Origin of the sequence: Novosphingobium profundi, from assembly GCF_018491765.1 — a bacterium.
Classification (GTDB): domain Bacteria; phylum Pseudomonadota; class Alphaproteobacteria; order Sphingomonadales; family Sphingomonadaceae; genus Novosphingobium; species Novosphingobium profundi.
This window is the reverse complement of record NZ_JABWCU010000003.1, coordinates 38,924-61,347: the sequence shown is the minus strand read 5'-3', so window position 1 is coordinate 61,347 and position 22,424 is coordinate 38,924. Positions and strand designations below refer to the sequence as shown.

23 protein-coding genes, 1 tRNA gene and 1 pseudogene are annotated in these 22,424 nt (G+C 60.1%); 14 read left to right on the top strand and 11 right to left on the bottom strand.

From position 1 onward, the window contains the following. The first annotated feature begins 204 nt into the window (after positions 1 to 204). Positions 205 to 2,286, top strand: a complete 2,082-nt coding sequence (locus HT136_RS02855) for a beta-glucosidase family protein (RefSeq protein WP_246543301.1) — start codon at positions 205 to 207, stop codon at positions 2,284 to 2,286. 170 nt (positions 2,287 to 2,456) lie between these two features. Here the strand turns inward: HT136_RS02855 and HT136_RS02850 are convergent, their stop codons facing one another. After that, entirely contained in the window at positions 2,457 to 3,545 is a 1,089-nt protein-coding gene (locus HT136_RS02850; protein WP_214197619.1) for a serine hydrolase domain-containing protein, read from the bottom strand. Between the two features lie 164 nt (positions 3,546 to 3,709). After that, a complete protein-coding gene (locus HT136_RS02845; RefSeq protein WP_214197617.1) occupies positions 3,710 to 4,729 on the bottom strand; it encodes an alpha/beta hydrolase in 1,020 nt (339 codons plus the stop codon). Between the two features lie 878 nt (positions 4,730 to 5,607). Here HT136_RS02845 and HT136_RS02840 point away from each other — a divergent pair. After that, a complete protein-coding gene (locus HT136_RS02840; RefSeq protein WP_214197615.1) occupies positions 5,608 to 6,192 on the top strand; it encodes a carboxymuconolactone decarboxylase family protein in 585 nt (194 codons plus the stop codon). A gap of 227 nt (positions 6,193 to 6,419) precedes the next feature. Here HT136_RS02840 and HT136_RS02835 read toward each other — a convergent pair whose 3' ends face one another. The 3 genes from HT136_RS02835 to HT136_RS02825 form a co-directional block, all read right to left on the bottom strand. Beyond that, on the bottom strand, positions 6,420 to 7,127 hold the full coding sequence (locus tag HT136_RS02835) for a nitroreductase family protein (protein WP_246543300.1): 708 nt from the start codon (positions 7,125 to 7,127) through the stop codon (positions 6,420 to 6,422). A 77-nt stretch (positions 7,128 to 7,204) separates the two neighbouring features. Next, positions 7,205 to 7,561, bottom strand: a complete 357-nt coding sequence (locus HT136_RS02830) for a putative quinol monooxygenase (protein WP_214197613.1) — start codon at positions 7,559 to 7,561, stop codon at positions 7,205 to 7,207. A 166-nt stretch (positions 7,562 to 7,727) separates the two neighbouring features. Further along, positions 7,728 to 8,633, bottom strand: a complete 906-nt coding sequence (locus HT136_RS02825) for a LysR family transcriptional regulator (protein ID WP_214197612.1) — start codon at positions 8,631 to 8,633, stop codon at positions 7,728 to 7,730. A gap of 169 nt (positions 8,634 to 8,802) precedes the next feature. On the opposite strand from HT136_RS02825, the gene HT136_RS02820 reads away from it, so the two are divergent. The 10 genes and pseudogenes from HT136_RS02820 (at position 8,803) to HT136_RS02775 (ending at position 16,296) form a co-directional block, all read left to right on the top strand. Next, positions 8,803 to 9,798: a zinc-binding alcohol dehydrogenase family protein gene (locus tag HT136_RS02820; protein ID WP_214197610.1), complete on the top strand. Its 996-nt coding sequence runs from the start codon at positions 8,803 to 8,805 to the stop codon at positions 9,796 to 9,798. Positions 9,799 to 10,032: 234 nt separating this feature from the next. Beyond that, positions 10,033 to 10,941 carry a LysR family transcriptional regulator gene (locus tag HT136_RS02815; protein ID WP_214197608.1) on the top strand — a complete coding sequence of 303 codons (909 nt, stop codon included), beginning with the start codon at positions 10,033 to 10,035 and terminating at the stop codon, positions 10,939 to 10,941. 169 nt (positions 10,942 to 11,110) lie between these two features. Next, a complete protein-coding gene (locus tag HT136_RS02810) occupies positions 11,111 to 11,731 on the top strand; it encodes a YceI family protein (RefSeq protein ID WP_214197605.1) in 621 nt (206 codons plus the stop codon). Between the two features lie 87 nt (positions 11,732 to 11,818). Then, positions 11,819 to 12,400: a cytochrome b gene (locus tag HT136_RS02805; protein WP_214197604.1), complete on the top strand. Its 582-nt coding sequence runs from the start codon at positions 11,819 to 11,821 to the stop codon at positions 12,398 to 12,400. A gap of 38 nt (positions 12,401 to 12,438) precedes the next feature. Then, positions 12,439 to 12,990: a YceI family protein gene (locus HT136_RS02800; RefSeq protein ID WP_214197602.1), complete on the top strand. Its 552-nt coding sequence runs from the start codon at positions 12,439 to 12,441 to the stop codon at positions 12,988 to 12,990. A gap of 19 nt (positions 12,991 to 13,009) precedes the next feature. Beyond that, on the top strand, positions 13,010 to 13,999 hold the full coding sequence (locus HT136_RS02795; RefSeq protein ID WP_214197600.1) for a glutathione S-transferase family protein: 990 nt from the start codon (positions 13,010 to 13,012) through the stop codon (positions 13,997 to 13,999). Continuing rightward, on the top strand, positions 13,996 to 14,613 hold the full coding sequence (locus tag HT136_RS02790; protein WP_214197598.1) for an alpha/beta hydrolase: 618 nt from the start codon (positions 13,996 to 13,998) through the stop codon (positions 14,611 to 14,613). Before HT136_RS02795 ends, HT136_RS02790 begins: the two co-directional genes overlap by 4 nt. A gap of 231 nt (positions 14,614 to 14,844) precedes the next feature. Further along, positions 14,845 to 14,991, top strand: coding sequence for a hypothetical protein (locus HT136_RS02785; protein WP_214197597.1), 147 nt, complete (start codon positions 14,845 to 14,847; stop codon positions 14,989 to 14,991). Continuing rightward, positions 14,984 to 15,136, top strand: a pseudogene (locus HT136_RS26700) (helix-turn-helix domain-containing protein); the annotation flags it as partial. The gene HT136_RS02785 and the pseudogene HT136_RS26700, both read left to right, overlap by 8 nt. Before the next feature lie 77 nt (positions 15,137 to 15,213). Continuing rightward, positions 15,214 to 16,296, top strand: coding sequence for a tyrosine-type recombinase/integrase (locus tag HT136_RS02775; protein WP_246543299.1), 1,083 nt, complete (start codon positions 15,214 to 15,216; stop codon positions 16,294 to 16,296). 35 nt (positions 16,297 to 16,331) lie between these two features. On the opposite strand, the gene HT136_RS02770 is transcribed toward HT136_RS02775, so the two are convergent. The 4 genes from HT136_RS02770 to HT136_RS02755 form a co-directional block, all read right to left on the bottom strand. Beyond that, positions 16,332 to 16,407, bottom strand: a tRNA-Lys gene (locus HT136_RS02770). A 29-nt stretch (positions 16,408 to 16,436) separates the two neighbouring features. After that, positions 16,437 to 16,973, bottom strand: coding sequence for a 2-amino-4-hydroxy-6-hydroxymethyldihydropteridine diphosphokinase (folK, locus tag HT136_RS02765; protein ID WP_214197591.1), 537 nt, complete (start codon positions 16,971 to 16,973; stop codon positions 16,437 to 16,439). A gap of 6 nt (positions 16,974 to 16,979) precedes the next feature. Next, a complete protein-coding gene (aguB, locus tag HT136_RS02760) occupies positions 16,980 to 17,855 on the bottom strand; it encodes an N-carbamoylputrescine amidase (RefSeq protein WP_214197589.1) in 876 nt (291 codons plus the stop codon). Positions 17,856 to 17,869: 14 nt separating this feature from the next. Continuing rightward, positions 17,870 to 18,721, bottom strand: coding sequence for a class I SAM-dependent methyltransferase (locus HT136_RS02755; protein WP_214197587.1), 852 nt, complete (start codon positions 18,719 to 18,721; stop codon positions 17,870 to 17,872). A gap of 151 nt (positions 18,722 to 18,872) precedes the next feature. Here HT136_RS02755 and msrA point away from each other — a divergent pair, with 151 nt between their 5' ends. After that, positions 18,873 to 19,409, top strand: a complete 537-nt coding sequence (gene msrA, locus HT136_RS02750; protein WP_214197585.1) for a peptide-methionine (S)-S-oxide reductase MsrA — start codon at positions 18,873 to 18,875, stop codon at positions 19,407 to 19,409. Positions 19,410 to 19,463: 54 nt separating this feature from the next. Here msrA and HT136_RS02745 read toward each other — a convergent pair whose 3' ends face one another. Next, positions 19,464 to 20,699 carry an RsmB/NOP family class I SAM-dependent RNA methyltransferase gene (locus tag HT136_RS02745; RefSeq protein WP_214197583.1) on the bottom strand — a complete coding sequence of 412 codons (1,236 nt, stop codon included), beginning with the start codon at positions 20,697 to 20,699 and terminating at the stop codon, positions 19,464 to 19,466. Positions 20,700 to 20,753: 54 nt separating this feature from the next. Between HT136_RS02745 and HT136_RS02740 the strand changes: the two genes are divergently transcribed. Next, entirely contained in the window at positions 20,754 to 20,936 is a 183-nt protein-coding gene (locus HT136_RS02740) for a DUF1674 domain-containing protein (protein ID WP_214197582.1), read from the top strand. On the opposite strand, the gene HT136_RS02735 is transcribed toward HT136_RS02740, so the two are convergent. After that, entirely contained in the window at positions 20,937 to 22,421 is a 1,485-nt protein-coding gene (locus tag HT136_RS02735; RefSeq protein WP_214198340.1) for an efflux transporter outer membrane subunit, read from the bottom strand. Between the last annotated feature and the right edge of the window lie 3 nt (positions 22,422 to 22,424).

The window sequence follows — 22,424 nt, the reverse complement described above, 5'->3', positions numbered from 1 at the left end:
GGCAGCCGGAGGCGAGGGAAACATGGGTCAATTCTCAATGGTAATTTATACGCCCCCCGGGTCACATCTCAGTGGCAATCAACAGTCTTGGCATCATCAATTTGCCTAATGGGGCTCGCCTGGGGCAATGCAAGCGGACAAACGGGATCTGCCTCTCCAGAAGCCTCTGCTGCCGAGGACAAGGCGATAGCGACAGTGGCGCGAATGACACCCGCTGAAAAAATCGTGCTGACGGCAAGCATGATGCCGTTGCCGATCGGGGACAATCCTCCGCCTATTCCAAAGGGCGCAATTCCCGGGGCCGGCTTCGTCGAAGGGATTGAAAGGCTGAAAATTCCAGCCCTGCTCGAAACGGACGCCAGTCTGGGCGTGTCCTACGTTTTCGGCGCGCGCAAGGACGGGGCGACAGCCCTTCCCTCCGGTCTGGCAATGGCATCGACGTGGAACCCGGAACTGCTTCGTGAAGGCGGCGCCATGATCGGCTCCGAGGCACGCGCCAAAGGCTTCAATGTCCTGCTCGCAGGCGGCGCCAACCTCATGCGCGATCCTCGGAACGGACGCACGTTCGAATACCTCTCCGAAGATCCACTCCTCACGGGCGTTCTTGTCGGGAATGCGATCGCCGGCGTCCAATCCAACCACATCATCTCCACCATCAAACATTTTGCTCTCAACGGCCAAGAGACCGGACGAAAATTCGCGAACGTAGAGATCTCTGATGCTGCGGCGCACGAAAGCGATTTCCTTGCTTTCAAGATCGGCATTGAGATCGGCAACCCTGGAGCCGTCATGTGCGCTTATAACAAGGTGCACGGTGAGCAAGCATGTGCCAGCGACTATTTGCTGAACAGAGTTCTCAAGCAGGAGTGGGGTTACAAGGGCTTTGTGATGTCGGATTGGGGAGCAGTTCCTTCGCTCGATGCCGCCTTGAAGGGGTTGGATCAGCAATCGGGCTATCAGTTGGATCCTGCCTTGTTCTTTGGCGACCGGCTGTTGGCGGCGGCGAAAAGTGACCCGCGATACGCGAAGCGCCTCGATGACATGAACAAGCGGGTTCTCTGGGCCATCTACGACAATGGACTGGACACACATCCCGTCACCCCGGGTGGTGCGATCGATTTCAAGAAGAATGCCGAAGTCGCGTATGAGACGGCCCGCCAAGGCATCGTCCTTCTGCGCAACCAGAACAATGCCCTTCCCCTGGCGAAAACAGCCAAGCGAATTGCGGTCATCGGAGGTTATGCGGACACCGGGGTTCTTTCCGGCGGTGGCTCCAGCCAGACCCAGGGCGAAGGCGGCCCGGCTGTCGCCATACCCCTTTCGGGAGGGGGGAAGTGGTCGCAATTTCGTGTAGAGGCTTACCAGCGTTCATCGCCACTTGAGGCAATGCGTAGACTTGCCCCCCAGGCAGACTTCCGCTTCCGCGACGGAAGCACGATCGCGGACGCGGTCGAGCAGGCAAAAAGGGCTGATATTGCCATCGTCTTTGCGACAAAATGGTCCTCAGAAGGTTACGACCAAGCTGACCTCACACTTCCGGACGGGCAAGATGCTCTAATTTCCGCGGTCACGGCGGCCAATCCCAACACCATTGTTGTCCTTGAGACCGGCAATCCGATCGACATGCCGTGGCTGGACAAAACGGCAGCCGTCATCGAGGCATGGTATCCGGGAGCGCGCGGCGGTGAGGCCATTGCCTCAGTCCTCTTCGGTGACACCAATCCTTCGGGCAAACTGCCAATCACTTTCCCGACGAGCGTCGAGCAATTGCCGCGCCCCCAACTCGATGGCTATAACGACATCGAACCGGACTTTGCCGGCGAACCCCCGACACCGGATGCAAAGCTTGCTGTCGACTACAACATCGAAGGGTCTGACGTGGGCTATCGATGGAATGCCAGCCGAGGTCTCAAGGCTCTCTTCCCATTTGGTTTTGGCCTGAGCTACACAAGTTTTGAGACGACCAATTTCCGGACAGACGGCAAGACGGCATCAGTGTCGATCCGCAATACTGGCTCCAGGGAGGGAGGGACGGTTGCCCAGGTTTATCTGACCACCCGCAACGGGAAGGCGATGCAGCGCCTGGTCGGGTTCAAACGCGTCGAACTGGCCCCAGGCGAACAATGCACTGTATCGATGAGCATAGATCCCAGGCTCCTGGCAGACTGGGCGAAGGGCAAATGGCTGATGCCGGCCGGAAACTACACTTTCGCCGTGGGCAATAGCGCGGAAGACTTGGAACCCGGAGAAACGGTCAAGCTGAGCGCACTGAATTGGGAAGATTAGTCTTCCCAAGGGGCTGACCAATGCCTCCTCCCACGGTTGGTTGGCCCCACCCCATATCTTCACGCAAGAGAGAAAATCAAAGATCGCAAGACAGCGACAATTGAAAAGGCCGGGCTGCAGCAAGCAGCCCGGCCTTTTTGGATTGATATATCACGAGCCTTCGACTGATCTCAAAGTCCATCGCGAATTTGTTGCATCTGTGGCCAATGCCTGAAGGCATCCTTTTGATTATAAATAAAGATAATTCCGAAGTGTCTGGAATGTCGCTCAACCCAGGGATAGACTCCCCAAGCGCCTATGCTGGAGTTTCGGTTGCATTTTCCGTCCGCATCCCATGTCTCACACCAATTTCCCAGGCCGTAATGCGCGTCTTCCAGAACGCTCGCGCCAGTTGGCGTCATTTGCGCCGAAGGTGTCTGGTCCGACAACATGGCATCAACTGCCGCGCTTGAGAGAATTCTCTGCCCCTTATAGAGTCCACCCTGGGCCATCATGGCGAGAAACTTCATGTAGTCCTCGGACGTACTGACGACACCACCCTGCAAAGTTGGGTTCAAGGTAGCCGCGACAGGAAGAAGCCCGCCGTCCGAAGCTTTTTCCAGGTGCGTCCAGAACGTTCGGGTCATCCCCAGAGGCCCTGCAATCTTCTCGTCGAAGACGCGCGCCCACGGCTGACCTGTTGCCGCTTCCACGACGGCGCCAGCCACCTGGAACCCCGGGCCGCCATATTTAAAGACCTTCCCCGGCGAAGTTTGCAGCGGCGTCTGAAGCAGTGTCCTTGCGGCTTCGGTTAGCGGCGTTCGAAAGTTCTGAGAAAATTCGTCCTTGTCGGGTGGCTGAGGCAAGCCGGCAGTTTGGGATAAAAGTTGACGAAGCGTCAGGTCGCCCGCCTCGGCTGAAAGGTTCGGCAGCCACTTGGAAATCGGGGCATCAAGCGAGATTTTGCCATCGTCCACGACCGCCATGACGGTGGCCGCAGTCAGGAACTTGGAGGCTGATGCGATTGGATATTGTGTACTTGGGGCGATGTCGCCGACATGAATTCGGCGTGTCACTTGCCCATCTCGACCAATAGCGACCGCGAAAGCCCCACTTCCGCTGTCTATCATCTCCTGTATCGCGGCCTTCACGCGCTCAGGGATTTCTTCGCCCTGATCGATTTGATACGACGACATTTGCGAACTTGGCTCCTTTGCCATGGCATTGAAATTGAGCAGCATTGCGCCAGCTCCAAATGCGAGCATCGCCAGTCTAGCCATCCTACCCCTCCTTATGTTCCCTACACCATTTTCCCATGGGAATTAATAAAACATAATTGCCCATTAGACGAAAAATATTACAAATATCAGATAAAATGCCACAGCGAAAACCAGAGAAATTGCCGAAATGATCGCCCAAAAAGCAGCAGACCTAATTTTCTTAATCACTTCGCCACCCTTTCCGAGAGAAACCTGAATACGTCATCAAGAACCACTTTTCCCTGCGGAGTATTCAGGTCAAATTGATACTCATGCGGCAAGTGAGCACCAGACCACGTCCAGTAGCGCGAGTGCACTGAAACGCCGCTGCCCCGCAAGACCGCGTCAAGCTGGTAGGTCTGGCTTTCCAAGGGATCGGCGTCCCCGTCTGTAAGGTAGACGGGCGGATATCTACCCGTAACGTGCCGAACAACGCTCATTTGGTTCGCAGCCACACTACCCTGATAGTCACGCCGCCCGGTATAGGCCCACAAGAAGGTATTCATCGCCGGGAAACCGGTCTTTGCTGCCGTTTCGATGTTGTAAACACCGCAATACAACACCACTGCCTTCAACGCAGAGCGAGGCATCGCAATGCGAACACCGACCTGGCGAGCAAAATCCGGCTCGCTGATCATGGCAGCAAGTTGTCCGGCCATTTGCGCCCCAGCAGAATCGCCCCCGATAGCCATGCGCTCAGGGTCACCGCCAACTTGCGTGGCATGTTGGTAAATATAGTCCAGCGCCGACACTTCCTGTTTTATCGCAGTAGGATAAGGGTGTTCAGGTGCCAGTGAGTAATCGATATTGGCCACGACGAATCCGCGTTCAGCAAATACGGACAGGTAGCCATTCATTTGCTGCGCTGAGCCTGCGACCCAGCCACCGCCATGAATCCAGATCAGGATCGGAAGGGGATGCGATGGTAGAGTTGATGGCGTGAGAAATGTTACCGACGCAGAAGGCTGACCATCGACCGCAATTACATGCGGCGAACTGATATGCACAGACTGCAGAGCCCGTCGGGACAGCGAATTTTCGGGCAAATCCTGCTCGAAGATGGGTCGTGCGATCCAGACCATCGCCGGATAGGGCGTAGAAAACGCCACGACACCAGGCAAACAGACACCCAACGCGAAGATCAACGTGACAATATAAGGCCAGCGCCGTCGCCGTGACGTCTTTTGCTCGACTAAATAGGTCATCACAAATCTCTCATATGGTACAATTGGGACGTATTTTCGGTCAAGATTTGGGGAATCACTTAACGACCTCAAAGGATCGAGAACGCATTACCTGACGGCGTTCCATCAGGACGGATGAGGCTGAGGTAAAGACCGACGCCGGAAGGTAGGAGACCAGTCCAAAGCGACGACGATGCAATTCTTCTCCAGGCTTGGCGACTTGTCCCTTCTATTCAATTCGACGATTGCCAAGAATGGGCAGCCAGGCTGCTCGGAGCAACCTGCATTCTGTCGGACGCATAGCGTCCTCGAAATGCTTTTACCGTCTGATCGCCAGACTGGCCGCTGCAGCAGCCCCCAAGATGCACAGAGAAAACGATAAACTTCACAATAATTACATGTGCTTACACGAGCAAACCCACGAGCACTTGCCAATTGTGGAAGATACGAAAAATGAACGTACGCCTCGGGCGTCGGCGGCCAGCGTCGCAAACTGCTCAGTCAACCCATTTTTCATGCCGGTACGCAGCAGTCAGCGAGAAGCCGAGGAGGCTCCCACATTCTATCTGTCGATCCATCGCGTCGGGCACACCAGCCCTACCCCCTTCGACACGCGGTCCGTTATTGTGTCACTCTAGTCAACATTGAGTGGAAATTGCCCCCCTTCCCCTGGAAGACTTCGAAGCCATATCCAGGACGGAGTTCTCACACGGCAATTGGCCGCTACCAATCGATAAACAGGTTCGTGCCAAGCGCAGCACCGAACGGGGATCAAGCACAAAAGTCAGCCGAGCCCCACATGCGGCAACCAAAAAACAATTTCCAGAAAACATCGCCACCCACAAAATAGAATTATTTCAATAATCATTGTTATTTACGAAGAATGACGGAGAAAATACATGAACAACACAACAGAAATACATGACCTTATCCGCTCAAAAATTCAGATCGACTACCCAAACTTCGAGCAAGCGCCCTCGGCCGTACGGGAAAAATTCGAAGCATTACCGACAAAGGTCAATTTTTTCCGTATGCTTGGCCACAGCGTCGGCGCCTTTATTCCAGTCGTCGACCTCACCAATGCAGTCTTTCGTGACCTGACGATCTCAGATTATCACAAGGAACTGATTGTCCTGCTCGTCGCGACGGTTGAAGATTGTGCCTACGAATGGGAGCAACACGTTTCCATAGGACAAGCCGCCGGAGTACGCCCAAAACAATTTATCGCGATTGCCGAAGGCCATCTTGACGATAGCAGTTCATTTGAAGAAGACGAGCGGACCCTCCTTCTCTTTGCCAAATCCATTCTTGAGCGAGGCAAAGCATCCGGCGTACTTTTCAAGCACGCCCTCAGGCATTTTCCGGTAGAAGTCCTTAGCGATGCTGTACTCGTCACCGGATACTACAGAATGGTATCAAACTATCTGCGCACATTCGACATAGAGATTGATGCGCAAAGCGATGGAACCTGGATCAAAGGCTGAACACATACCAGGCGGGTGGCGCCACCGCCTGGCGTAGCTTTGTCGTCCCACGCTGCGGTGGGTTTGATTCATCGCGGCTTGGTCGAGCCCGCACGACGGCTGAGCGCTCCACGGTGCTGATGCGCGACCAATCACTACAGCTTGGAATCGACAGACAATTGAAGCGAAACTCCTGCCGTCGGCGGCAAAAATACAGTCGAGACGGGAGTTTCGCACCCAGACATAGGTCAGACGAAATCGAGCACCTCGTCGATTGCGCGGCGCGGCTTTTGTGGCCAGTTTTCCGCCATAGCCCCACCTATTGCGACAAGCATCACCGGGATTTCGTTGGCTTTGAGCGCAAAACCCCGGGACACACCTTCCGCATCAAACCCGATCATGGGCGCCGAGCCCAAGCCGATGGCGCGGGCAGCAAACATGAGCGCGCTGGCGCCGAACGTCGCGGAACGAACGGCCTCGTCGCGCTGGCGCGTAGGCTGTCCATCATAAAGCCCGTCAGCACCGCGCATCCATCCGGCGACCAGATCCGACGGCATATAGCCAGCCTCAACCATGGGCGCCAGACGCACAGGTACGTCCGAACTTTCCGGCAGCACACCGCAAACAATGAAGGTGACGGCTGCATCTTCCACTTTTTCCTGACCGAACGCCAAGGAACGAAGGCGCTGCTTCCCTTCTTCTGAGCGAACGGCGATGAAGCGCCAATTCTGAAGGTTGAACGCGGTCGGCGCTTTCGTGGCCACACGGACCAATTCCGAAATTTGGGCATCCTCGACACGGACCTGCGGATCGAAGAGATTTGTTGTGCTGCGCTGATCCAGCATTGCAAGAATGGGGTCTGCCATGAAACGGCCTTCCGAAAATTGGAATAATTGCGATGATTGCGCGGTCCGTGATGCGGCTTCACGACCGATGGAGACACGCGCCGAGCTCATACCCAATCCAGTGACAACCGAAGCGGTTGAGCCCGAGCGTGCCTCTCGGCAACCTCACACCGGGACCTGCAGGCGTTTCAAGAACGCGTAAATCCGGCGAAAGGAGCAAGATACACTGCGCCAAAGCTATCGAGCTTTGCTCGAATGGGTGCCGTCGGGTTGCCATAGACATAGAGCGCCTCGATCTTGCAGAGACGCAGGAATTCTTCGGCGAACGGCGCGAATGTCTGCTCGACGTGAGGGATGAGACCTTCCATGGCATAGCGCTCGAGAATGTGTACAGCCGTCTTATCTGCGTTAACGACGAATTCGTACGTGAGAGTGCCAGGCTCCTGCGAGCTGCCGTCCACGATTTTTCCAATTAGAGTAAGGAATTCCGGGAAATCGGATGGCTGGATCGAAAGGTGATAGATCGAATAGATTTCATTGTTCATGGAGGTATCCTTTGTCGCGCATGGCGGCTGCCACAAGCGTTGCGCAACTTATCTAATTGTAGAATTGCTGCGATAAAGACCCTACCTCAGAACAAGAGAGTATCCCAAAATTCGTCAATACATGCCTTCCGAGGTTCGTCGAAGGAGTGAAAGCTGCGCAAGATGTTCAACCGAGGCGCCCTTTTGCAGCTTCAATCACAAGCCGATCGACGATGTGGCGTACACGGGGGCTAAGGTGCGCCTGCCGGGGCCAAACGGCGTGCACGGGGATGGACGGACCAGTAAAACCATGCAGCACTTCCTCAAGTTTACCGGCTGCGATGTCGTCGCGGACCATCGCCTCGGGAACCTGGATAAGCCCAAAGCCCGCGCGAGCCATATCGACCATGGCCTCTCCATCACTGACATTATGGAAGTGGCTTGGTGCATGCTTTACCACTTGATCACCGTTGCTAACCAGCCAGGCCGTAGGTGGGCCTTGCAGTGATCCGACAATGCATTCATGCAAATCAAGATCGGACAAGTCGTGAGGCCGCCCTGCCCGATCCAGATATTCTGGGGCAGCGCAGATTACGCGCTTCTGATCCGCCAAGCGGCGGGCGATTAGAACACTGCTATCGGCAAGCGCACCAAAGCGGATCGCCAAATCAACTTTGTCCTCGAGCAAGTCACTCAAGGAATCCGTGAAGCTCAGCGCCAGACGCAGACCTGGATGAGGTTGAACAATGTCCAGCAGGATCGGTAACAAGACTTTTCGCCCGACAGCCACCGGCATGTCGATCCGCACGCGACCGCTCAAGATAGTCCCCGACGATGCCAAGGCGTCTTGCGCGGCGGTGACCTCCTCCAAAGCAGAAACACAAGCTGCCAGATATGACTCGCCGTCCGCCGTCAAGCGCACGACACGCGTAGACCGATTGAAGAGCGTTATACCCAGCCTGGTTTCCAGGCGCGCAATGGCCTTGCCTACCGCGGATTTCGTGATGCCGAGCCGTTGGGCAGCCTCGGTGAAGCTGCTAGCACGCGCGCAAGTCACGAAGACAGTCACTCCTGACAAGGGATCTTCGATCATATTGGAGCGCTCACGTCGACAAAGAGCCTCGCTTTATCCGGTACAGCGCCCAAAAGTCGATTGTAAACGCGCGCATCAGGCATAGTTCTCCTCCCCGCCAGCTTTGCCAGGCGCCACAGCCTTAGCTCGCCTGGCGATCCAACGGACAAGATCACGTAAGGAACAGGATATGAGAGCAGATTCCCAACCAAGGTCCATGGTTGCCGCGGTCGTGTACCAACCCGGCGGACCTGATGCGTTGAAGCTCGAAACTCGCTCTGTTCCGACACCCAAGGCAGGGGAGGTGCTGATCAAAGTCAGAGCCATTGGGCTCAACCGTTCAGAGCTTTTCACCCGGCAGGGTCATTCACCCAACGTCAAATTTCCGCGCGTTCTGGGCATCGAAGCGGTCGGCGAAGTCGCCCTCGCTCCCGGCGGCGAGTTCGCCCCGAAAACCAAGGTCGCTACCGTCATGGGCGGAATGGGGCGTGCGTTCGATGGTAGTTATGCGCAATTCACTTGCGTTCCCGCAGCCCAGGTCCGCAGCTTTCAAAGTGATCTGCCGTGGGCACAAGTGGCAGCATTGCCCGAAATGCTGCAAACGGCGTGGGGAGCGCTGTTCGGCACCTTGAAGCTCCGAGAGGGCGAAACTTTGCTTATTCGCGGGGGAACGACTTCGGTGGGATTGATGGCATGCGCCATCGCGAAGGCCCATGGCGTCCACGTTGTGGCGACCACGCGGAGAGAAGCTGCCTGCGCTCTTTTGACTGCCAATGGCGCCGACCATGCACTCATCGATGACGGAGCTATTGCAGGCTCCATCAATCAAATGCTGGGAGGTGTCGACAAGGTCCTCGAACTTGTCGGCACGACTACTCTGGCCGATTCATTGCGATCTGCGCGCAAGGGCGGCACGGTCTGCATGGCTGGGATGGTCGGCAATGCATGGGTAATCGAGAATTTTGAACCGATGGAAATCATCCCGTCCGGCGTCAATCTGTCGACGTATTCAGGCGGAGTTGAAGAGTTCATGGATTTGCCGCTTCAGGACCTGCTTGATGCTGTCGCGGCCAACCGCCTGGAAGCGCGGATCGGCGCGATTTTTCCATTTGAGCAAATCGTCGAGGCGCATCGCCTCATGGAATCCAATCAAGCTGGAGGAAAGATCGTGGTCACCCTTCCCTGAGGCGCGCACTCGATGCGATGGCGTACGCTGGCAGCCACGCTGCCGTGATCGAACGCAGGGCCTGCACGATCCCCAGGTTCTGCACCAAGACGAGATAGTCCATCAAGCTTGGCTGCGGCCAGGCGCCTGTACTTCATCCATATGAAGGGGCTTGGTTCTAAAGATTGCCCGATCGGACCCGACAGGAGATACCCCTGAGCGGCACCGACAGCGTGCATCGCAAAGGAAGGACGAATGGCTGATCGACTGACTGGCATCGAAATTTTCGTGCGCGCCATGCGGTTGGGCTCGCTCTCGGCAGCAGCGCGCGAAGCTGGAATATCTGCCGTGATGGCAGCAAAGCACCTTGCAGCGCTCGAAGACCGGCTCGGTGTGACACTCGTCAACCGAACCACGCGCCGTCTTGCACTGACCGAGGCTGGAGCGCACTTTCTGGAACAAGCCGAACGGATCATTTCAGATCTGCGCGAAGCCGAATACGAAGTTTCAGCACGCGCGGTCGTGATCGAAGGGCTGTTGCGGGTCAGTGCGCCGGCGACGTTCGGGGTCATGCACTTGTCCGGCCTTATAGCGGAATTCGCGGAAGTTCATCCCGGCGTCATCATCGAGTTGGGACTAAACGACCGTTATGTAGACTTGCTTGAAGAGCGTTGGGACGTCGCGATCCGCATAGGACGGCTACCCGACAGCGCCCTCCTCGCACGTCGATTGGCTCCGGTCAGACTATCAGTCTGCGCCGCCCCCAAATATCTATCGCGTCGAGGAACCCCGACCACGGTCGCCGAGCTTTCGGTGCACGATTGCCTCGGATACACTCTGGCTCCGCACGTCGGCACACACATGTGGGGTTTCGGCGCGGACGGCAGTTTACAGGTCCCCGTGCGCGGAAGTCTGCGCGCCAACAACGGCGAAGCCCTGATGATCGCAGCTTGCCATGGGCAGGGGATTATCTATGCCCCGCGTTTCATGACAGCCCAGCGCTTAGCCGCTGGTGAATTGGTGGAACTTGCGCTTGATGCCCCTCCAATCGATCTCGGCGCAATTCATACCGTGACACATCCCACGCGCCGCCCGGCCGCCAAAACCCGCGCCTGGATCGACTTTCTTGTCAAACGTCTGCCTTCCCTGGCGAAAGATTGGTAGCGCCACACATTCTGGGAGTTCCAGACACATTTTAAACTATGGGTTTATAGTTATGTAATAAAATAGCAGATTATACACCCGACGTAATTCCTCCATATGGGCCGCACCGATCGGAAAGCTCCGGTCGAAATAGCGGCACAGGCTGCCGCCCACCGGAGGAATTCCTATCATGAAGTCACATGCTCTTGCCGCCCTGCTCGCCGCGACCGCCGTTTCCGCCGTGTCGCTCTCAGGCAGTGTCTTTGCCGACGCTCCAGCCGCACCGGAAACGATTCAGGCTGGCTCCTACAAGGTCGAGACCAATCACACGCTCGCCCGTTTCACTGTCAACCACTTCGGTTTCAATGACTTCTTTGGCGTCATTCCGGGAGCCAGCGGCACGCTGACGCTCAACCCCAAGGCCCTTGCGGACACCAAGCTCGACGTCTCACTGCCCGTGGCTGCAATCTCGACCACCAACGCGACCTTGGATGGTGAACTCAAGAGCGCCGACTGGTTCGACGCAGCAACCTATCCGACGATCCGCTTCGTCTCGAACAAGGTCGTTCAGACGAGCGCGAACACCGCGCGTATCTCGGGTACGATCACCCTGCACGGCGTCAGCAGGCCATTCACGCTCGACGCCAAGCTTGGCGGCGCCGGCGTCAACATGATGGATAAGGCCTACACGGTGGGCTTTAGCGCCTCCGGAACGCTCAAGCGTTCGGATTTCGGTGTGACCAAATACGTTCCAGCTGTCAGCGACGAAGTTCGAATCGACATCACCGCCGCCTTCGAAAAGCAGCCCTGATGCAAGTCCGGCGGGGAACAGGAACAGCCTTTTCCCGCCGGCCCGTGATCAAGCGGCTACCTGCCCCCTTTTTCTAAGGCTCCCGCCATGCAGCCCCAGTTCCCCACTCGCTATTCATTCGTGGCGATGGTCCTTCATTGGACGATCGCGCTGATGATCCTCATCAACCTCTATCTCGGCTGGCGCATGGGCACTCTCGAAGGTCTGGCCCAGTTCGATGCCTTCCAGTTGCACAAATCATTCGGCATCACGGTGCTTGTGCTCAGTTTCGTGCGGCTGGCTTGGCGCCTGACGCATCGCCCCCCATCGCTGCCAGAAGGCATGGGTGCCTTCGAACGGTTCGCTGCCAGCGCGACGCACGCCTTCTTTTATGCCCTGATGATCGGGATGCCACTTACCGGCTGGGTCCTCGTTTCGACCAGCGCATTGAATATTCCAACCCTGCTCTGGCATACTATCCCCTGGCCGCACATCGGCGTCCTGCATGATCTTCCCGCAGCTCCCAAAACCGCGGTCGAGGGTGGGGCCAGCTGGATTCACGTCTCCCTCGCCTTCGGCGGCTCGGCGCTCATCGCGCTTCATGTCGCGGCGGCTCTCAAACATCAGTTTCTAAATCGCGATGGCGTGTTGGGCCGGATGGTTCCGTTTCTTTCTTCCGCACCGCGGTGACAGCACTCGAAGGTTTCACAATGCGAATGACAACAAGATTGGCGTTCATCGCCGCCCTACTCAGTGGTACACCGGCCTTCGCCGCCACTCCCGCGCCCGGCTGGAACGTCGACAAGGCCCACTCCAAAGTAGCTTTCACCGCGGCCATGAACGGGCAACCGTTGAACGGTACGTTTCGCCGCTTCGATGCAAGGATCGCCTTTGATCCGAACAATCTTGCAGGCTCTAGCGTAACTGCAGTCATTGACACCGCATCGGCTGCTACCGGCGATGCAACGCGTGACCAAAGCCTGCCCACGCCCGACTGGTTCAACACCCGTGCCTTTCCTCAGGCAACGTTTCGCTCGAGCGCATTCAAAGCGCTTGGCAACGGTCGCTATGTCGCCGATGGGACACTTACGATCCGCGGCGTGAGCCGCCGCGCCAGCCTGCCCTTCAAGCTGGTGATCACCGGCAAGCTGGCACACATGGATGGCAACCTTACAATCGATCGCCGTTGGTTCGGCATTGGCCAGGGGCAGTTCGCTGGGACCGAGGCGGTTGCTGGTGCGGTAAAGGTTAGCGTCGCACTCAACGCGACCAGAAAATGACGAACAAGGAAAGCGAACGATGCTCGTAAATGGCAAGTGGACGGCCGAATGGCAGCCTGTGCAGGCTACCGACGAACAGGGCGGCTTCGTGCGTCAGGTCTCGGGTTTCCGCAACTGGATCACACCCGACGGCACTGCTGGACCTACCGGCGAAGGCGGCTTCAAGGCTGAAAGAGGGCGCTATCACCTCTATGTCGCGCTGATCTGCCCGTGGGCTTCGCGCACCCTGATCGCGCGCAGGCTTAAGGGGCTCGAGGACTCGATCTCTGTCTCCGTGGTCGAGCCGACGCTGGGCGATTTCGGCTGGGGCTTTGGCAACTATCCAGGGAGCACTTCCGATCCGCTCCACGATGCGCGCTACATCCACGAACTCTATACGCGCGCTGAACCGTCCTACACCGGTCGCGCTACAGTACCGGTGCTTTGGGACAAGGAACGCGATACGATCGTCAACAACGAATCGGCCGATATCCTGCGCATGTTCAATACCGGTTTCGGCGGGCTCGCCGATGAGGCGGTCGACCTTTATCCCTTGGCCCTCCGCGACAGCATCGATGCGCTCAACGAGGCGATCTACCCGGCCCTTAACAATGGTGTGTATCGTGCTGGCTTTGCGACCACACAGGTGGCTTATGAAGAGGCTTTCCGGGACGTGTTCGGCATGCTCGATGCGCTCGAGAACCGCCTCGAACGAACTGGTCCCTTCCTGACAGGCAGCCATCTGACCGAAGCGGACATTCGCCTTTTCGTGACACTGGTGCGTTTCGACGCCGCCTATTTCAGTCTCTTCAAGTGCAACCTTCGACGCATCAGCGATTACCCGCACCTCAACGAGTACCTGACGCACATGCTGACTGTCCCAGGCGTGCGCGAGACCGTTAATATCGACCACATCAAGCGCGGCTACTATTCGATCAAGGCACTTAACCCGACGCTGATCGTTCCTGTCGGCCCCCATCTTCCTGGGCTCGATGATGTGATCGCACCAACGACGAGAGGGAACGTATGACCGATACGCTCGTCATCTTCCTTCATGGCGTCGGGAGCCGCGGTGCGGATATTTCCGGTCTCGCGCGGGTATGGGAAGCACGTCTTCCCGACACCGCCTTTGCCGCACCGGACGGCCCTCAGGCTTTTGACCAGGGCGGAGCAGGACGACAATGGTTCAGCGTGAGTGGCGTGAACAAAGCCAATCGCGCAGAGCGAATCGTCGCCGCACGTTACGAGTTCGACCGTGTGCTGGAAGAGATCGTCACCGCGAACGGGATGAACGATCGGCTAGACCGGGTCGCGCTTGTGGGCTTCTCGCAAGGAAGTATCATGGCACTTGATGGCGTGGTATCCGGTCGCTGGCCGGTGGGTGGAGTGCTTGCGCTCTCAGGGCGCCTTGCCTCGCCTGCGCCTTTTGCCTTTCCAGCGCCTCAAACGCCGCTGTTGATGATCAACGGCACAGTCGACCCGATCATGCCGATCGAAGAAGCCCGTCTGGCTGAAGAGCGGCTGGTAAATGCAGGCTATAACGCCGAACTCGCCGTCATTGACGGCCTTGGTCACACTGTCACTCGAGAGGCCGCGGATATTGGAGGAGTTTTCCTCGCCAACCTGTTCGGCCAAAAAGGCTAGCGCCATACGTCCACGATACCGGTGTGCGCTGCGCGACTTGCCAAGGACGATGTTATTGACAGACAGCGAAACCTCACCGGAGCAAGCCGACCTGAGCACCATGGAGGACAGTCCCCCGTTCCGAACCGATGACAAGTTAGACTCAGCCAGTCCTAGCGAGACTGGTCCCGATACCATTTGAATCGCCGATTCTTTTGTGTTTCCAATAGTGAAAACATGATGGAGGTGTGAATGGAAATCGAGATCCGCGCCCTGCCAACCTTTAAAAACGGAGCCATCAGGTATTGCTCCACTGACCTCGTGGGTGTCGCTAAAATTTTCCAGGAGCACCAAACAGGCTTGTCTAACGGCGAATTCAGAATGACCGAACGTGGTTAGTCCACCACCTGACCATGGGGCACTGCTAAACCTCAAGCAGGCTGCCGACTTTATAGGCGTCCACCCGAACACTCTTCGATCTTATGTTCGCGAAGGCATCATTCGCGGCGCCAAATTGGGGCGGGACTGGCGCTTTCAGCAGGCCGACCTTGTCGCCGATGTGCAGGCACGATATTCTGCGCCCGCACGGATGCGACTGAGTGCCGACCGAAAGGAGGCACAATGGCACTCTGGAAGCGTGCAGACATATACTACGTCAAACTCACAGCACCGGACGGAACGCTCCTTAGACATTCTACTGGAACGACCGACCGGAAAAAGGCCCAGGAATACCACGACAAGTTGAAGGCCCAGCTGTGGGATCTTGCCAAGCTCAAGCAGAAGCCAAAGCGGACATGGGACGAGGCAGCTTTGCGATGGTTGCAGGAAAAGAAGCACAAGAAATCCTACATGGACGACGTGTTTCGGATTCGATTTTTCACTCGTTTCCTGCGCGGCAAGACGTTGGACCAAATAAGCCGGGATATGATCGATGGCTTGATTACGCGCCATCTCGCAAAAACCGCACCGCGAACCAAGGATCTTTATGTGGCGCTCATCCGCGCCATCTTCCGGATCGCGATGCGGGAATGGGAATGGATCGAGACGATGCCCGCGTTCAAGACCTATGTCAGGAACGAGCAGCCGCGGGTGCGCTGGTTGACGCACGCACAAGCTGAACGGCTTCTGGCGGAGTTGCCGGAACACCAGCGGGACATGATGCTGTTCGCACTCGCAACCGGATTGCGGCAAGGCAACATCAGGCGCCTGACGTGGGAGCAAGTCGATCTTCGCCGCAAGATCGTGATGATCGCACATGGCGAGACAAAGAACGGTAATGCTTTAGGTGTCCCGCTCAACGAATTGGCTATGGCGGTCCTCACAAGGCGTAAGGAAAAGTACACGGACCACGTATTCACCTATCGGGGGAAGCCGATCAACCAGGTGAACACCAAAGCGTGGAAAGATGCGCTCAAGCGCGCGGGGATCACCAATTTTCGTTGGCACGATCTGCGTCACACTTGGGCGAGTTGGCTCCGGCAGAATGATGTCCCCACATGGGTACTTCAGGAGTTGGGAGGTTGGAAATCGGACACGATGGTGCGTCGCTATGCGCATATGTCGGTCAAGCATTTGCAGCCTTTTGCCGACCAACTGATTTTCGAGGACACAAAGCCAATCGGCCAAGTGCCTGAAAAGTCAGAAGGGCAAGGTCACAAAAATGGTCACACTTCGGGCCGGCCGCGGCTTTATGTGGTAGAGTGATCAAACATAAGTCATTGAAATGACTTGGGTTCGAATGGTGAGCCCTGCTGGGTTCGAACCAGCGACCTACTGATTAAAAGTCAGTTGCTCTACCGACTGAGCTAAGGGCCCCCGATGGCGATTACGCATCCGGTGGAGGGTCACCTAAGGGCATGACGAGGCTTGGTCAAGCGCGCGAATTGCTGGCGGATGGTCAAACCTGTGAGCGGGTCGCGCCAGTTGCCCGCGATCGTGCGGGCCGGGCCGAGCACGAAGTCGCGCTGGCGGTAGGCGGGATGCGGCAGAACGAGGCAGGTTTCCCCGTCGTCGAGCGCAAAGGGCCCGCTGCTCCAGAGCACGATATCGAGGTCGAGAACGCGCGATTGCCACGCCTGCCCCTGCCGCCTTCGCCCGAAGCGGGCTTCGATCGCAAGCAAGGTCGCGATGACCTGGGGCGGCATGCGATCCGTCTCGAGGATGGCCGCGGCGTTGATGTAGCGTCGACGCGAGGGGCCGATCGGGGGCGTCTCGATCAGCGGCGAGACCGCCACGAGCACGCCGAGCTCCTGCTCGATCTTGCCAAGCGCGTGTTCGAGCACCCGGCGCGGCGTACCGAACCGATGGTGTGTCCGGTTGGAGCCAAGGGCCAGGAGATAGCGCTGCCTCGCCTCGCCCGCGTCGTGCACCGAACCGGACATGCCGCCTCAGATATCCTGCGCGATACGGCCGTAGAGCTGCGGTCGGCGGTCGCGGAAGAAACCCATGCCTGCACGGTGCTTCGCGGCCCGGGCAAGGTCGAGTGTCGCCACGAGAACGCCGCTTTCCGCCTTGCCGAATTCGGTGACGTAGTCGCCCCATTCGTCGGAAATGAAGGAGTGGCCGTAGAAGGTCTGCTCGCTGCCGCACTCGGCCTCGATACCGATGCGGTTGGCGGCGATCACCGGCATGCAGTTCGACACCGAATGGCCGATCATCGCGCGGCGCCACATACGGCTGGTGTCGAGCGTGGCGTCGTAGGGCTCGGTGCCGATGGCGGTGGGGTAGAACAGCAGCTCGGCCCCCATCAGCGCCATCACCCGCGCGCATTCGGGATACCACTGGTCCCAGCACACGCCGACGCCGATGCGCACCGTGCGCTCGCCCACCGGCACATCCCAGACCTTGAAGCCATCGTTCCCGGGGCGGAAGTAGTATTTCTCTTCATAGCCTGGACCGTCGGGAATGTGGCTCTTGCGGTAAGTGCCCATGATCGCGCCGTCGGGCCCGATCATGGCCAGGGTATTGTAGTAGTGGTGCCCGTCCTTTTCGAAAAAGCTGGTCGGGATCGTCACCTTGCGCTTCGCGGCGAGCGCCTGCATCGCGAGCACCGAGGGATGCTCGCGCGTGGGCCGAGCGAGTACGAAGAGCTCCTCTTCCTCGGTCTTGCAGAAATAGGGGCCGGAGAACAGCTCGGGCGGCAGAATGATCTGCGCCCCCTTGTCCGCGGCCTCTTCGACGAGGGCGGACACGGCGGCGATGTTCTCGGCCTCGTTGGACGAGCCGAGGGGAAGCTGGAGTGCGGCGACGGTAACGGTGCTCATGGGTGCCGCTGCTATCAGTCGCGCTTGCGGAAAAGAAGCGTCATGCGATCACTTTCACCGATCGCCTCGTACTTCTTGCGGTCCTGCTCCTTGAGCGCGAGTTGGGGAGGCAGGGTCCAGACGCCGCCCGGCCAATTCGCGGTATCCTTGGGATTGGCGTTGATTTCGGAGCTGGCGACCAGTTCGAAGCCGTTGCGCTCCATCAGCGCGACGACGTCGGCCTGGCGCAAGTAGCCCTTGCTGCCATCGACGTAGGCGTCGGGCGCGTCGGCCTTGGCGCGGTGCTGGATGACGCCGAGCAGGCCGTCTGGCTTGAGCAGCGCGCGCATCGTCTGGATCTCGCTGTCCGCCGCGTTCCAGCGCAACATGTTGTGGAGCATGCGGAAGAGCAGGATGCGGTCATAAGTGCCCTTCTCCGCCTCGGGCACGTCCTTGAGCGTCATCGCCGAGATCGAATCGGGATCGGCGCCGCTCGCCCCGGCGACGAGCCCCGGGAAGGCCGCGGCCGCCTCGTTCAGCTTCGCGGCATCCATCGGCACCACGTCGGGGTTGAAGAACAGGCCAGTGAGGTGCCCTTCCTCGGAAAGGTAGGTCGAGAGCACGTGCGAGTACCATTCGCCGCCCGGGGCGTATTCGCCCACCTTCATGTCGGGTGCGACGCCCATGAACAGCAGGGTCTCGACCGGGTGGCGGTACTTGTCGCGCGCGGCGTCCGCCTGGCGCGCGGGGTTCGCGACCGCCGCCTCGAGCGCTTCCTTGCAGCCCTCGCAGGTGACCGCCGAAGCGGGATCGGGCGCGTCCTGCGCCAGCACGGGAGCCGAGATCAGGCCGAGGCCGGTGGAAAGGGCAAGCATGAAACGACGCATGAAAATCCTCCTCGCGGGGCCGGCCCGCATCCCGCCACCCTGAGGCGAGCGTTCGTCGTGCGCAACCTAGTTTACGCCCGGACAATGACAAGCACGGTTTCGATGCCTATCTAGCGACCATTACCCCCCGACAACAAGGACAACCAAGATCATGGAAACAGCAATCGTGGCCGGCGGATGCTTCTGGTGCACCGAGGCCGTCTTTCGCGACGTGATCGGCGTGACCGAGGTCGAGAGCGGCTACATCGGCGGAACGGTGGCCGATCCGACCTACAAGGAGGTCTGCTCGGGCGCGACCGGCCACGCCGAGGCGATCCGCCTCACGTACGACCCGCACGCGATCTCTTACGCGCAGATCCTCGACGTGTTCATGGGCACGCACGATCCCACGCAGCTCAACCGCCAGGGCAACGACGTCGGCACGCAGTACCGTTCGGCGATCTTCCCGCTCGACGATGACCAGCGCGCCGAGGCCGAAGCCGCGATCACCCGCGCGGCCGAGACCAGCGCCGAGCCGATCGTCACCACGATCGAGGGACCGGCGACCTGGTACCCGGCCGAGGACTACCATCAGGAGTACTGGGAAGGCGAAGGCCAGCGCAATCCCTACTGCCTCGCCGTGATCCCGCCCAAGCTGATGAAGCTGCGCAAGAGCTTCCAGAACGCGGTAAAGGCCGAAAAGGCCTGACCCGGCCGACCCAGGACCGGTCCGGGCGCTCCCTTGCGGAGACGATCGGGCCGGTCAGGCCTTGCGCCAGCGCGCGATGAAGAACCCGTCGAGGCCCCCGGCGGCCTCGAGCATGCCGGGGTCGGTGCGCAGCCAGCCCTCCGGGCCCGGTGCAAGACCTTCGGGCAGCTCTGGCGACGTGATCGCCTCTGCGGCAAGGCCCGAAACTGCGCGCGCGCGATCCTCGCCTTCCGCCGCCTCCATAGAGCAGACCGCGTAGATCAGCGTCCCGCCCGGCGCCAGCCAACTGGCCGCACGTTCGAGCAAAGCCGACTGGATCTGCGTCATCTCCACGATCTGGCGCAGACCCACGCGGTGGAGCACGTCGGGATGGCGCCGGCAGGTGCCCGTCGCCGTGCAGGGCGCATCGAGCAGGATCGCCTCGAAAGGCGCATCGGGCGTCCAGGTGAGCGCATCGACCTGAACCACTTCGGCCTCAAGGCGCGTGCGCGCGAGGTTTTCGCGCAGGCGTTCGAGACGACGCCCCGCGATGTCGAGCGCGGTGACCTGCCAACCTGCCGCCGCCAATTGCATGGTCTTGCCTCCCGGCGCGGCGCACAAGTCGAGCACGCGGCGGCCCTCGCCTGCGCCCAGAAGCCGCGCGGGCAGGCTCGCGGCGAGGTCCTGCACCCACCACGCGCCTTCGCCGAAACCCGCCAGTTCGGACACCGCGCTCCCACGTGAAACCCGCACGTGGCCGGGCATCAGCGAAGTGCCGCCCAGACGCTCGGCCCAGAGCGCGGTCTCGCCAGGATCGCGCAGCGCCAGGTCGAGCGGCGGGGGCAAGGCGAGGCCTTGCGCGATCGCCTCGGCCCGCGCGCCCCAACGTTCGCGCGCGTCCTCGGGCAGGGTCGGCACTTCGGGCAACGAGACACCGCGCTTGGTGAGCGTCGAGAAGACGCCATGCGCCAGGCGGCGCGGGCCACCCGCCAAAAGCGGCAGGCCGGTGGCGATCACGGCGTGGGCGGGTGTCTCGAGGCGCAGGACTTGCGCCAGCATGATCTCGAGCACCGCGCGGGCCTTGGCGTCCTCGGCGAGCGGCTGGCGCGTCGCGCTGTCGATCAGGTCGTCGAGATCGCCCCGCCAGCGCAGCACTTCGCCCGCGATGGCGCGCGCAAGCGCCCGGTCGGGCTCGCCGCGCACGCGTGAAAGCGCCGCGCCGGCCGCCTGGTCGAGCGTTTCGCCCCGCCGCAGCACGGCATCGATGAGATTGAGCGCGGCACGGCGCGCGGGAAGACCGGGAATATCCATCGCAGCGCCTTACAGGCGATTGCCTTTTCCCGCCAGCCGTCGCAGAGAGGGCCCATGACCAAGCGCGCAACCACCCGTCCCGCCGGCTTCACCAAGCCGGCCCACTGGACGAACGAGCCTGCGCCCCAACCGGCGCCCAAGATCCCGAACGACGCGGCGGAGGAGGAAGACCCCGAGGGCCTCTCCCCCACCCGCTACGGTGACTGGGTGCACAAGGGCATCGCGGTCGACTTCTGATCAGCCCTTCGGGGCCACCGCCGCCTCGCCAGCCGGAGTGGCCGTGCCTTGCCCGCCAGCGGCCGGGACCGGGGCCTTCTCCCAGCCGCCGCCGAGCGAGAGGAACACCGTGATCTGGTTGTCGACCAGCGCGGCCTGCGCTGCCGCGTGGCTGACTTGCGCCGAAGCCAGCGCGCTTTGCGCACTGAGCAGGGAGAGGAAATCCCCCCGTCCGAAGCGGAACAGCTTGTTCGCCTGCGCCGCCGAAACCCCCGCGCTCTGCGCCGCCTTGCCAAGCGCGGCGGCCCTTTCGCGGTTGCGCGCATAACCATCGAGCGCGGTTTCCGTGGTGCGCAGTGCAGTGAGGACGGTCGAATCGAACTGGGCAATATCGGCCTGAACGCGCGCGTCGGCCTGATCGATCCGCGCGCGCACCGGCTTGCGGTTGGGCCAGCTCCAGCTCAGCAGCGGACCGATCCCGAACCCGAACGATTCCTGCCGCGGCAGCTCGCTGACCTGGTTGGAGATCGCAACCCCGCCGGCCAGGCTGATCGAGGGATAGAGATCGGCCGTCGCGACGCCGATGCGCGCCGTATCCGCCGCGATGGTGCGCTCGGCTTGGCGAATGTCGGGGCGCCGGCGGATCAGCGCGGCGCCATCGCCGATCGGCAACGGCTGGGAAAGGCGCGGCAGCTCCGCGCAGCTCTCCACGTCCTTGGGGTAGTCCGCCGGAGCACGGCCCAGCAGTGTCGCCAGCAGGTAGAGCGCGCTCTTGCGTTGGGCAAAGTAGGCCGGAAGGCTCGCCGCGCTGGTATCGACCGCGGTGCGCGCCCGGCTCACGTCGAAACTGGTGCCGCGCCCGCCCTTCTGGAGGCGCTGCGTGGCCGAAAGCGTCTGCTCCTGCAGCTCGATGACCTTGCGCACGGTGGCGATCTGGTAATTGGCCGCGCAAACCTGGGCATAGGCCCGGGTCGTGGCCGCCGCGACGGTGATGCGCACCGTGTCGCGCGCTGCCTCGACCGCCTCACGGTCTCCCTGCGCCGCCTCGATCGCGCGCCGCAGCTTGCCACGCAGGTCGAGCGGATAGCTCAGCGACAGGCCGAGATTGCCGGTGAGGATGCCGGGCATGTTGGTCCCCGCCGAGCGCAGCGAATGGTTACGCTCCTGCGTGACACCGCTGCTGACCTCGGTGCCAATCGTCGTTGCACCGCCCGCCTCGCGCACGACCGCCTCGGCCCTCAGCACGTTGGCCTCGGCGACGCGCAAGTCGGCGTTGGCGCCAAGCGCCTCTTCGACCAGGCTGTCGAGGCGGGGATCCTCGTAGAGGTGCCACCAGCGATCGGGCAAAGGCGCCTGCGCAAAGGCCGGGTCGTTGCCCGAGGCGAAAGGAGCCTCGGCCGACGGACTGTTGGCAACGGCGTTCTCGGGCGGATGGTAGTCGGGCCCGGCTGTAGCGCAGGCGGCCAGCGCGAGTGAGAGCGCGCCCAGGGCAACGAAGGAGCGCACTGG